Here is an 11,151-nt window from a genome sequence, read left to right on the forward strand (position 1 = left end):
CTCATAGTGAGTATCTTTAAGCCGTATTGCTTCTATCCCAAAGAAACGATCGAGCGTTTGGCAAATGACATCTTGATGCAGATGCAGAAAACGCAAAATTTTGCTCCGAGATGGCCTTTTGATGCGACAACGGTTGCTGATTTTCTGGATTTGGGCGTAGTTTGGGAGTGCATTGAACCGGATGAAGAAGGTGCGATCGCGGCGAGGATTTTGCCGCAGCAGCGGTTAATCGAAATCAACGAACAGATTCTCGAAAAACCGCCGGGCTTCATCGAATCGACGATCGCCCACGAAATCGGCCACTGGGTGCTACACGTCAATCAAGACGAAGCAGACGGCACTGTGGAACAGTTAGAATTAAACTTAGGCAATCAAGGAAAAACCGCCCAGGATGTCGAGGAACCGTTTGTTTGTCGGGGTGCGAGTGCTGATAATAAGGTTTTGTCGATCGAATGGCAAGCGCAATATTTTGCAAGCTGTTTGTTGATGCCTCGGTGTATTTTGGAGGAAAAAAGACAGGGACGCGATTTAACTAAGTGGTCGCATTTATACAAAATGAGAGATGAATTGGGAGTGAGCATTTCCAATTTAACAAACCGCTTGCAAGAATTCGATTGGATTTACATTCCCAAGGGAACGCGCGAGATTTATGCCGGGAAAGATGCCGCCAACGGGCAGCAGCGGTTGTTTGGTTGAGAGGGAACTCGAATTTGAGATTTGAGAATTGCGAGTTCTCGAATCTCAAATTGTTAAAATTATTTGTACACTAGGAGGCAACAAAATGGAAGCCAAACGAGTAGCAGATTTAACAGTTGAAGAACTGCAAGCGATAATTCTCGACACCAAACCAGTATCGGAGTTGACCGTTGGAGAATTGAAAGCGATAATTGCGGAAGTAGTAGATCTACGGCTGATTAATTGGCTAAACACCGCGAATCAAAAATCATATAACGTGCTTCCTGCTAGAACGGAGGAAGAACAAACGCAGGGAAATTTAGCAGAAAGAGAGTCGTTGCAAAAGCGGCGAGAAGAAGGAAATGCCGAGGAACGAATAAAGCTAGTTGAATTTTATCAAAAAATATTAGATAACGCTCCTATAAAATCATCTGCCGTGCTTCCTGCCAGAACGAAGGAAGAACAAATGCAGAGAAATTTAGCAGCGATAGAGTTGTTGAGAAAATGGCGAGAAGAAGGAGACCCTGAGGAACAAACAGAGACTGGTGAATATTTGCAAAAAGTATTAGATGAAGATCGAGTTTCTTCTAACAGGTCGATATCGGGGTAACAAAAATGATAGTTTTATTGGATTCGGGGCCTCTGGGAATATTAACGCATCCCAAGGGGCCGCCTGTGACTTTAGAGTGCCACCATTGGGTAGAATCTTTGCTATTAAAAGGTTACAGGAGGATTTTACCTGACAATAACAGATTATGAAGTGCGGCGCGAGTCATTGCGGGCAAATAAGCTGGCAGGTATCAGGCGCCTTGATGAATGCAAATTACGCTGGCTTGAATACTTGCCGATAACAACGCCAGTAATTCTCAAGGCTGCTCAGTTGTGGGCCGAATCCCGTCAAGCAGGAATCCCGACAGCAGACCCGAAAGAACTTGATGGAGATGTGATTTTAGCGGCTCAAGGTTTGCTGGTTGGTGAAGGTGGAGAAGAGGTTGTTATTGCTACAACAAATGTGGGGCATTTGTCGAGATTTGTGGATGCTCGCGAGTGGCGGGATATTGAGTAATGGTGGATACTAAAGTTAAAATTAACAATTGAAATTGCATTTTATGCTAATCAATATTGAAATCCTGCTGGCAGCTTGTCAAGAGTTAAATATCCCTTACGAAATCCTGCATCCTTCCCAAAACTTGATTAGACTCAAACAGGGCGGCGAAGAATATTATTTTGTCAATTACATGACGCCATTTAACAGCGCGTCAGTGCCACTGATTTTTAAAGACAAAGAATATACCTATCAACTATTAAACGGCAAAATAAATACTCCCCGAACTCTCGGTTTTGTCTCGCCTCACTGCGAGGAGAAGTATAAAAAGTATTTGAGTTTCCCAGATATTGAATCAATAGTTTTAGAAGTAAACAAAAAATTCGCTTTCCCGGTGATTCTCAAAAGAAATTGCGGTTCAGGCGGCAACAATGTTTTTTTGTGTGAAACTAGAGAGCAAATTAAAGAAGCCCTAGAAATTATATTTAACGTCAACAGCAAAGATTATGACGATGTGGCCATAGCTCAAGAATATATCGAAATTGCCCACGAATATCGGGCTGTATTCTGCAAAGAAAAGCTAGTTTTGCTGTACGATAAAGACAAATCTCAGGCTAAATTTGCGGGGAATTTAAGCCCGCTGCACTGGGAAGGTGCAAAAGCCAAACATATAATTAACCCCACTCTCATGTCGGAGATTGAAGATTTTGTTAAACCTGTTTTTGCCGAAATTGCGATTAATTATGCTGGGTTTGACATCGCGCTAGATAAAAACGGAGCATATTGGTTAATTGAAATTAACTCAAGTCCCCATTACGATATTTTTGTCAGAGATAACGATCGCCAAATTGTCGTAACAATGTTTAAAGGCGTCTTGGAGACCTTAATTGTTAACAAAAAGCCGTAAATGCTCGATTTTAGAGATGCGCTACAATTAACTAAATCCAAATCTCAAAAAAAGTAAAAGCAATGACATCACAAATCGCAGAACTAGAGGGAACTTGGGAAGAGATTCTAGCCCTATCAGAAAAATTTGCCGGACGCAGAGTTAGGATCGTCGTTCTTGCTAACGAAGACGAAGAAGCACTCCCATCTCCAGAAGAAAGCTTTCTCCAAGCATGGCTGGAAATAAAGACAGGAAAAACTAGACCTGTATCGGAACTGTGGGAAGGTATTGATGCAGCGATCGAGATGATGCAGTCTCTGCCAGAAACTTTACAGCAGCAAGTAGCAGAATACTTGAAAGAGTATATCGCAGAATTAAAAGATGAGCTTCAATGGGACGAATCTTTCAAGAAAACGCAACCGCAACTTGTGGCTGCTGCCCAACGCGCAAAACAAGAAATTGCTGAAGGAAGGGCAGAGGAAATGAGACTCAATGAGTTATGAAATCTGCCACCCTTCCTTCCTTTTGGGAAAAATACAATTCTCTTGACAGTAGAGTAAAAGAGCAAGCTAGAAAAGCTTATCGTTTCTGGCTGGAAAATCCCTTTCATCGATCTTTGCACTTCAAGTGCATCAACCAGGAAGAAAATATCTGGTCTGCGAGAATCACGCGCGGCTATCGAGCAGTGGGGATTTTACAAGGAGATACCGTGACATGGTTTTGGATTGGAAACCACGATGATTATGAACGTTTTTTCTAGTAATCAGGCCGGGGCGGGTTTTCGAGATGGTTGGTTTCAGGCAATTATTGTTAGCGAACCCGCCCCTACATCGCATCGAATCTTGCCTGTTTCACAAGAGTTAAAAACTTACATTCTTTCCAATACCTTAATCCCCAACAACTCCAAACCCAATTTCAAAGTCCTCGCCGTCAAATCGCACAAAATCAACCGCGAAGTCCGCAACGGTTCCTCAGCTTTCAAAACCGGACATTGCTCAAAAAATTGATTGAATTTTTGACTCAATTCAAACAAATACTGACAAATTCGATTCGGCAATAAATCGCCCTCAACCGCATTTATCACTTCACTCAACTGCAATAAATGTTTGGCTAAAACCAACTCTGCATCAGACTGCAAGATTACTTTCGCACCAGCATCTAAATTCTCGAAATCAATCTCACCTTTGCGGCGAATTCCCTGCACGCGCGCGTAAGCATACAGCATATAAGGAGCGGTATTTCCTTGCAAAGCCAGCATTTTGTCGTAACTAAATACATAGTTGCTGGCGCGGTTTTGACTCAAATCTGCATACTTAACTGCACTCAAACCAACTACGCGACCTACGTTAGCTATAAACTCTTTAGTTTCCTGTCTTTCTTCTGTGACTAATCTGTCTTCCAAATCTTTGGTGGCGCGGATAATTGCTTCATCGAGCAAATCTCGCAATCGTACTGTCTCCCCAGAACGAGTTTTGGCTCTTTTGCCGTCTTCTCCCAATACCAAGCCGAAGGGAACGTGGACAATCTCGACATCTTCCGGAATCCAATTGGCTTTTTTCGCAACTGCAAATACTTGGGCAAAGTGGTTTGCTTGTCCCGAATCGGTGACGTAAATTAAGCGCTTTGCATTGTCTTTTTGGATGCGGTAGCGCACGGCGGCTAAGTCGGTGGTGGCGTAATTGTAGCCGCCGTCGGTTTTTTGGACGATTAGCGGCAGGGGTTCGCCTTCTTTGTTGGTGAAACCGTCTACAAAAACGCATTTCGCGCCGTCACTTTCTACTACCAAACCTAGATTGGTTAAATCTTCGACTACTCCGGGCAATAGAGGATTGTAAAACGATTCGCCGCGTTCGGTTAATTTGATATCGAGCAAGTCGTAGATTACTTGGAATTCGCGGCGCGATTGATCGCACAGCAATTTCCAAGCGCGGCGGGTGTCTTCGGCGCCTGCTTGCAGTTTTACTACTTCTTGGCGGGCGGTTTCTTTGAAGGTTTCGTCTGTGTCAAAGCGCTGTTTTGCTTGGCGGTAAAATGCGACTAAATCTCCTAAGTCTAGGGCGTCGGCGGTTGTGAGGGCTTCGGGGTGAACTTCGCGCAAGTATGCGATCAGCATTCCGAATTGGGTGCCCCAGTCGCCGATGTGGTTGATTCTGAGTACGTCGTGGCCTTGAAATTCGAGGATGCGGGCGATCGCATCTCCGATGATTGTCGATCGCAAGTGTCCGACGTGCATTTCTTTGGCTATATTCGGACTGGAAAAGTCGATCGCTATTGTCTGAGGCGTTTTCGCGGGTTCAATCCCCAAACGCGAGTCGGCGGCGATCCTCTTCGAGGGCTTCGCTAACGCACTAATTTGCGCTTCCAAATAAGCGGGTTTGAGCTTCAAATTGATAAAACCGGGCCCGGCGATTTCTGGGGTTTCGCAGATGTCAGTAATATCTAGGTTTTCGATGATTGTCGAGGCGATCGCCCGCGGGGGCTTTCCTAACTTTTTCCCCAAACTCATCGCCGCGTTGCACTGAAAGTCCCCAAAGTTGGGATTGCTGGCGGCGGCTAGCATTGGATCTGCACCTGCATAACTTTCGCCGAATGCAGCGGTGAATGCTTTTTCAAATCTTGCTTTTAACTGTTGGGCGATCGAGTTCATCTTAAATATTTTGATTGGATGTTTATTTTCAACTCTAGATTAAGCACTTTGTGCCAATAATACTCTTACTACTTAGGTAATTTCCCCATCGGAGCCTCTCCCTCTGGCCCTCTCCTCACCTACTAAGAAATTTTGTACTTAGCTTTGAGCTGCCGATCGGATCAAAATCACTGGCAGCGCTAACACCTAATACATTTTATCACAATTGCGATCGCTACACGCATAAAAAAATGTCACATCTAGTCCATGATCTCGATCGCTAGATCATTTCTTAAATCGCTTACATTAAGGTATGTTAAAATTTTTTCAATGCACCCAAAAATCCTACGAAAGGAAGTAGTTATGTTATCTCAACCTATTTTTGGCGATCGCTCTCTGACCCAAGTCTTTTATCAAGCAGTAATCGCTCGCTTCTACAACGGTTTCAGTCTCTCCACCCAAGCACTATTACAAGAGTGTACCCTTGGCTTCGCTCCTTGTCCCGATGGAGTCAAAACCTTTTTCATCATCGCGCCGAGTCTCGATGCAGCAGAGCAACTAATTGACAAAATGGACAGTATTTTGGAGCGAGTTGCCGAACTCATGGCAGGAGTCGGACAAGTTGCCCTGTGCATACTTCCGGCCGGCAGCGAGGCAGAGCAATCAGTCGATCTGCAAAACTTAGAAAAAGTTCCCCCAGATTGTCTGGCTTGCAAATTCTTTACTATTATATGTGCCGATGCTGCGACCGATCGATAAAATTGACAGTTAGCAACCAGCAACTGTGCACGGTTCGGCCCAAGCTGTGCCTGTGCCGGCGCGGGGTAGATTGCCTATTAGTAACAGTCGCTCGAATTATCGGGTAAACCGTGCAGGTAATTAGATCGCCCAGCAAGGTTGCACTCGCAATCTGCAGGCAAGTGTTAAACAAGCAGGCAATATATATATCAAATGCCCGCTTCTGAGTCGATCGGATTTTTAACTGCCGGCTCAAACAGCCGTGCATCTACTTTTTACCTCCCCACTAAGGGTCACCAAAAAGCCGCATCAACTCTCCTGGGTGTCTCGCTTCAAAAGACAGCAGCAGAAATTAGGCGGTATCGCTGCAAAATAGAGTTTTGCGAAATATCTGCGGATGTTCACAATAAGCAGAAATATTAGACCTCTTGCAAAAATCCTTTTCCTCAATTGATGGGACGGGCTCTTCGGCCCATCCCACAAGAAAAAATAACTCTTGTGGGATGGGCATCTTGCCCGTCCTAATTATTTTTGCAAGAGGTCTATTGAGGGGGAGATTATCCAAAAACCGCTGCCGAAAATAAAGCACAGCCTATTGCAATCCAAAGCCTGCAACGAAATTAATCAGGTGACGGAAACTCCAAAGATAGCTTACGCTTTCCCAGAGTTGCGGTGTACCTTTGGCGGTCGATCGATTGTTCCAGATATTGCGGTACTATTGTGGGAACAGATTCAATTTGATGACAGTGGCGAACCAGTAGATGATGTGCTAATTGCGCCGTATTGGACGATCAAAATCCTGTCGCCACAGCAAAGCTCAAATCGCGTCACTAGAAAAATTATTCACTGTCTGCAACATAATTGTCAGTTGGGGTGGCTAATCGATCCAGACGATCGATCGATTTTAGCATTTTTGCCCAACCAACAACCGCAATTCTGCGAAGGTAGCGATGTCCTTCCCGTACCCGAAATGATTCCCCTGAATATCACCGCCGAACAAGTGTTTAGCTGGTTGAGAATGCAAGAATGAATCAGGGCGATCGTCTTTTTTGTACGAGTTTTAAAACTTTGCCCGTTTGGTTGCTAGTGAGGAGTTTAATCTTCATTAAAACTCAGGAATCGAGTCCTTACTACCAACCAAATTATCTCAGAAATTACGCAACTGGCACAACCTCTTTTGTGTGACCGCGCGACACAGAAGCGCTGGCAAACTAGACGATATGTTGCTGAGGAACTAGAAGCGAAAAAGACAGCTATCGAGGTTTTGAAAGTTAAGAAGGCACAGCAGCCGAGTCAAAAAGCCCTGGGGCAGGGATAGCAGAGCAAGCGAGAAAACACAACGACTAGGGGCTTTGTTTGTAGCTTGACCCAGGAAATAGCCCTCTGCCCCCTGCCTCTTCGTTGGCAGTAAGGTATTAAGGCAAACCGCAATTGATTGGGCCAGAGATCCTGCTAATGGGTGCGAACTGGTGAAGGTGTCTGGACGCGTTATTAATATCAAAGGGGTTGACTTTTAAACAGCTAATTCAGTACAATTACATAAGTATTTTTGCAGACAAACTTACGGCTCATTTCTTTACAGGTAACTGTAGTGGCAGATTTTGCTTTGTGTACTTGGAGAGGTTTAACCAGGTTCAATTTCCCAGTGCAAAATTCATCTTCACTTCAGTCAGATCGGCCCGAGGGGAAATTCATCGACTGGTTATCTAATAGTAAAAAAAAAAGAAATCAAATCTATGACACTATATCAAGTCACTCAAACCACTGATAACGGAAACGGAGACACGGTAGGCACTCTCAGCTATGCTATCCGCCAAGCTAACGTCAATGCAGGGACTGACAGTATTGAATTGAAAACGAACGTCAGAATTACGAGCGTGATGAAGACCCTGCTCAACAGTGATATCGTGGTCATCGGCAACGGCAAGAGTGTCAGTGGCGATGCCAACAACGATGGGATAACCGACAATCAAGATTTGCGTCCCTTCTTCATCAAGTCAGGAAACGTGAAATTCTCCGACCTGACGATTACCAACAGCACCGCTAAAGGAGGGGATAGCAGAGGAGGTGGAGGCGGTGCGGGAATGGGAGGAGGGATGTTCATCTACGGTGGGAACGTCTCTTTGAGTAATGTGACTTTTAGTAACAACCGAACGGTAGGTGGTAACGGCACGGACGGCAGCTACGGCGGTGGCGGTGGTATGTTCGGCAACAGCACGGGCGGCAGCTACAGCGGTGGCGGCGGATTGTTTGGTTCTAACACTGGTCGCAATGGTGGCTATGGTGGCAATGGTAACTACGGCGGCTTCGGCGGCGGCGGTGGCAATAACAGTGGCGGCGGCGGCGGCGGCTTCGGCGGCGGCGGCGGTGGCGGGGACGACAACGGCGACGGCGCCGTTTTCTTCGGCGGCGGCGGCGGCTTCGGCGGCGGCGGCGGCAACGGCGGGGACGACAACGGCGGCAGCAGCAGCGGCAGCGGTGGCAACGGCGGCTTTGGCGGCGGCGGCGGCTTTGGCAACAGCAGCAACGGTGGCTATGGCGGCGGCGGCACCAACAGCAGCGGCAGCAGGGGCGGCGAAGGCGGCTTCGGCGGCGGCACTGGCGACGACAACAGTGGCGGCGGTGGCGCAGGTATGGGAGGTGCTATTTTTATGCGTAGTGGCAAACTCACCCTCAATTCCGTCAATCTGAATAACAACGCAGCTAGCGGCGGCACTGGAAGCGTACCTGATACCAATAATGGTAAAGGCTTGGGAGGGGCATTGTTCATCATGAAGTCCACTACCAATACCAACGGCAACAACCAAGGGATGCCCACCTCTTTACCTACTGTTGTCTCTGAGGGGACGAGTCCAACTTACTCAGGTAATTCCGCCAACGATGATACAGGAGCCACCGATAATAACGACAACGTATTTGGCACTCTTAACACCGTGGCCGACCCCAACGCCTTCGGTCAGCTATTCACTGGCACCAGCAGCAACGAAACCTTTGATGGTGGTGGCGGCAACGACACCCTAAACGGCGGTGGCGGCAATGACATCTTGCTTGGAGGTATGGGCAACGACAACCTAAACGGTGGTACAGGGGTTGACATCCTCTACGGTGGACTCGGCAGTGATAATCTCAACGGTGGGGCAGGTAATGACACCTTGATTGGCGGTGCAGGGACCGATCGCTTTATCTTCAATTCAGGACAACAGTTCACCCAAGCTAACGCCCAACAAGTGGGACTAGATATCATCAGCGGTTTCGTGCAAGGTTCTGACAAGATAGTTCTATCCAAGACCACTTTCACTGGCATTGATAGTGCAGTGGGCGATGGATTCCGTCAAGCTGCTGAGTTTCGAGTTGTCGAGAATACGAATGCCCTGAGCGACCTTCTTGGGAGTCTCGGATCAGTCAATATTGTTTACAACTTAGAGACGGGAGGGTTGAACTACATCTCTGATAGTCTTGTGGATAGCTTCACTCGAATTGCCACCATTCAAGGCAGGCCCACATTAACTGCCAGCGATTTTCAGATTATCGCCTAGCAATTCGCCAAGTTCTCAGGGCGGGAGAAAGGGTAAGGAGAAAAGGGGAAAGGTTTTTAATCCCTTTGCTCTTACTCCTTTCCATCGGCCCCTTTCCCCCGATCTTAAAATTAATGACACAGCCTACATTACACTTCATCTCTGGATTACCCCGTTCAGGTTCCACCTTACTCGGAGCTTTGCTGCGACAAAATCCCCGCTTTCACGCCAGTATGAGCAGTCCTGTGGGGGGTCTAGTCACCAGTATGCTGGAAGCCATGAGTGCAGATAATGAGTTTTCAGTTTTCATTACACCAGAACAAAAACAAGCTTTAACTCGAACAATTTTTTCAACTTACTATCAGCCGCAAGCAGACAAAGCAGTGATCTTTGATACCAATCGCTTGTGGTGTAGCAAATTGCCTTTAATCCACCAGCTATTCCCCGACGCCAAAGTGATTTGCTGCGTGCGGAATGTTGCTTGGATTATGGATAGTGTCGAACGATTGATTCGGAAAAATGCTTTTGATGTGTCGCGTTTATTCAATAATTCTGGCGAACGTTCTACGGTTTATACCCGCACGGAAGCTTTAAGTCAATCTGGTAGGTTAGTCGGGTTTGCTTATAACGCTCTCAAGGAAGCTTTCTATAGTGAATATAGCGAATGTTTACTCTTGGTAGACTACGACATTTTAAGCCAAGCTCCCGATAAAACCTTATCGCTGATTTATCAATTTCTGGGTGAAGAACCCTTCGATCATGACTTTACCAATGTGGAGTACGAAGCCAACGAATTCGATCGCCGCTTAAATACAGAGGGACTGCATCAGGTACGCTCAAAAGTCGAGTTTCAACCTCGTGCAACAGTTTTACCGCCTGATTTATTCGCTCAATATGAGGGTTTATCTTTCTGGGAGACTCTGACCAGCAGTAGTCTAGCAAATGTGATTGTTGCCCAGCCAAAGGTTCCCGTAGCCCCTCCCATCGATGCGGGGGTGTTAGACTCTCTCAATGCTTCTAATTCAAAAAAATCAAGTAGTAAACCCGCCCCCACCCAACGGTAAATCCCCATATATGTTTTTCTCCGGCGAGCCAAATCAAGGTTCATGTAGGTTATTGCTGGTGTGGGGGCGGGTTTATATACATTGTTTGTACTCGTTATATATTGTCTGTAAAACCCGCCCCTACCCAACGGTAAATCCCCATATATGTTTTTCTCCAGCGAGCAAAACCACGGTTCATGTAGGTTATTGGTGGTGTGGGGGCGGGTTTATATAGATTGTTTGTACTCCTTATATATTGTCTGTAAAACCCGCCCCTACATATATTGTCTGTAAAACCCGCCCCTACGAAATTCGCTATGGACGCCACCTGTCAAATTGGTCTTCGGAACAGCCATTAATAAATTGATTGCTCACTTTAAAGTCTCGCGTTGCGCGGAGGCAAGGCAAGTATAGTTGCAGTTTCAACCGCCGGACGATCGTAGGGGCGGGTTTCACAGACAATAATTGTCAATAATCGACAATATAGTAAACCCGCCCCCACCCAACGGTAAATCCCCATATATGTTTTTATCCGGCGAGCAAAATCACGGTTCATGTAGGTTATTGGTGGTGTGGGGGCGGGTTTATATAGATTGTTTGTACTCCTTATATATTGTCTGTAA

12 protein-coding genes are annotated in these 11,151 nt (G+C 46.3%); 10 read left to right on the forward strand and 2 right to left on the reverse strand.

Annotated features, from left to right (window positions below):
- The first annotated feature begins 6 nt into the window (after window positions 1–6).
- The 6 genes from QUB61_RS27865 (at window position 7) to QUB61_RS27890 (ending at window position 3,366) form a co-directional block, all read left to right on the forward strand.
- On the forward strand, window positions 7–696 hold the full coding sequence (locus tag QUB61_RS27865; protein WP_333133532.1) for an ImmA/IrrE family metallo-endopeptidase: 690 nt from the start codon (window positions 7–9) through the stop codon (window positions 694–696).
- 85 nt (window positions 697–781) lie between these two features.
- On the forward strand, window positions 782–1,285 hold the full coding sequence (locus QUB61_RS27870; RefSeq protein ID WP_333133533.1) for a hypothetical protein: 504 nt from the start codon (window positions 782–784) through the stop codon (window positions 1,283–1,285).
- Window positions 1,286–1,435: 150 nt separating this feature from the next.
- A complete protein-coding gene (locus QUB61_RS27875; RefSeq protein ID WP_333133534.1) occupies window positions 1,436–1,741 on the forward strand; it encodes a hypothetical protein in 306 nt (101 codons plus the stop codon).
- Window positions 1,742–1,784: 43 nt separating this feature from the next.
- Complete coding sequence (locus QUB61_RS27880; RefSeq protein WP_333133535.1) at window positions 1,785–2,627, forward strand: YheC/YheD family protein; 843 nt, start codon at window positions 1,785–1,787, stop codon at window positions 2,625–2,627.
- 62 nt (window positions 2,628–2,689) lie between these two features.
- Window positions 2,690–3,109: a hypothetical protein gene (locus QUB61_RS27885; protein ID WP_333133536.1), complete on the forward strand. Its 420-nt coding sequence runs from the start codon at window positions 2,690–2,692 to the stop codon at window positions 3,107–3,109.
- On the forward strand, window positions 3,106–3,366 hold the full coding sequence (locus QUB61_RS27890) for a ParE family toxin-like protein (RefSeq protein ID WP_172190774.1): 261 nt from the start codon (window positions 3,106–3,108) through the stop codon (window positions 3,364–3,366). The genes QUB61_RS27885 and QUB61_RS27890 overlap by 4 nt, the downstream gene beginning before the upstream one ends.
- A gap of 108 nt (window positions 3,367–3,474) precedes the next feature.
- On the opposite strand, the gene argS is transcribed toward QUB61_RS27890, so the two are convergent.
- The gene (argS, locus tag QUB61_RS27895; RefSeq protein WP_333133537.1) at window positions 3,475–5,253 is read right to left on the reverse strand and encodes an arginine--tRNA ligase; all 1,779 of its coding nucleotides are present in this window, start codon (window positions 5,251–5,253) and stop codon (window positions 3,475–3,477) included.
- Window positions 5,254–5,595: 342 nt separating this feature from the next.
- On the opposite strand from argS, the gene QUB61_RS27900 reads away from it, so the two are divergent.
- The 4 genes from QUB61_RS27900 (at window position 5,596) to QUB61_RS27915 (ending at window position 10,549) form a co-directional block, all read left to right on the forward strand.
- The gene (locus tag QUB61_RS27900; protein WP_333133538.1) at window positions 5,596–5,991 is read left to right on the forward strand and encodes a hypothetical protein; all 396 of its coding nucleotides are present in this window, start codon (window positions 5,596–5,598) and stop codon (window positions 5,989–5,991) included.
- A gap of 475 nt (window positions 5,992–6,466) precedes the next feature.
- Entirely contained in the window at window positions 6,467–7,000 is a 534-nt protein-coding gene (locus QUB61_RS27905) for a Uma2 family endonuclease (RefSeq protein ID WP_333133788.1), read from the forward strand.
- A gap of 706 nt (window positions 7,001–7,706) precedes the next feature.
- On the forward strand, window positions 7,707–9,506 hold the full coding sequence (locus QUB61_RS27910) for a calcium-binding protein (RefSeq protein WP_333133787.1): 1,800 nt from the start codon (window positions 7,707–7,709) through the stop codon (window positions 9,504–9,506).
- Between the two features lie 113 nt (window positions 9,507–9,619).
- The gene (locus QUB61_RS27915; protein WP_333133786.1) at window positions 9,620–10,549 is read left to right on the forward strand and encodes a sulfotransferase; all 930 of its coding nucleotides are present in this window, start codon (window positions 9,620–9,622) and stop codon (window positions 10,547–10,549) included.
- Window positions 10,550–10,904: 355 nt separating this feature from the next.
- On the opposite strand, the gene QUB61_RS27920 is transcribed toward QUB61_RS27915, so the two are convergent.
- A partial coding sequence (locus QUB61_RS27920) for a hypothetical protein (RefSeq protein ID WP_333190210.1) occupies window positions 10,905–11,151 on the reverse strand: 247 nt, incomplete at its 5' end.

The sequence above is a fragment of the Microcoleus sp. C2D2 genome (genome assembly GCF_036702495.1).
Classification (GTDB): Bacteria; Cyanobacteriota; Cyanobacteriia; order Cyanobacteriales; family Microcoleaceae; genus Microcoleus.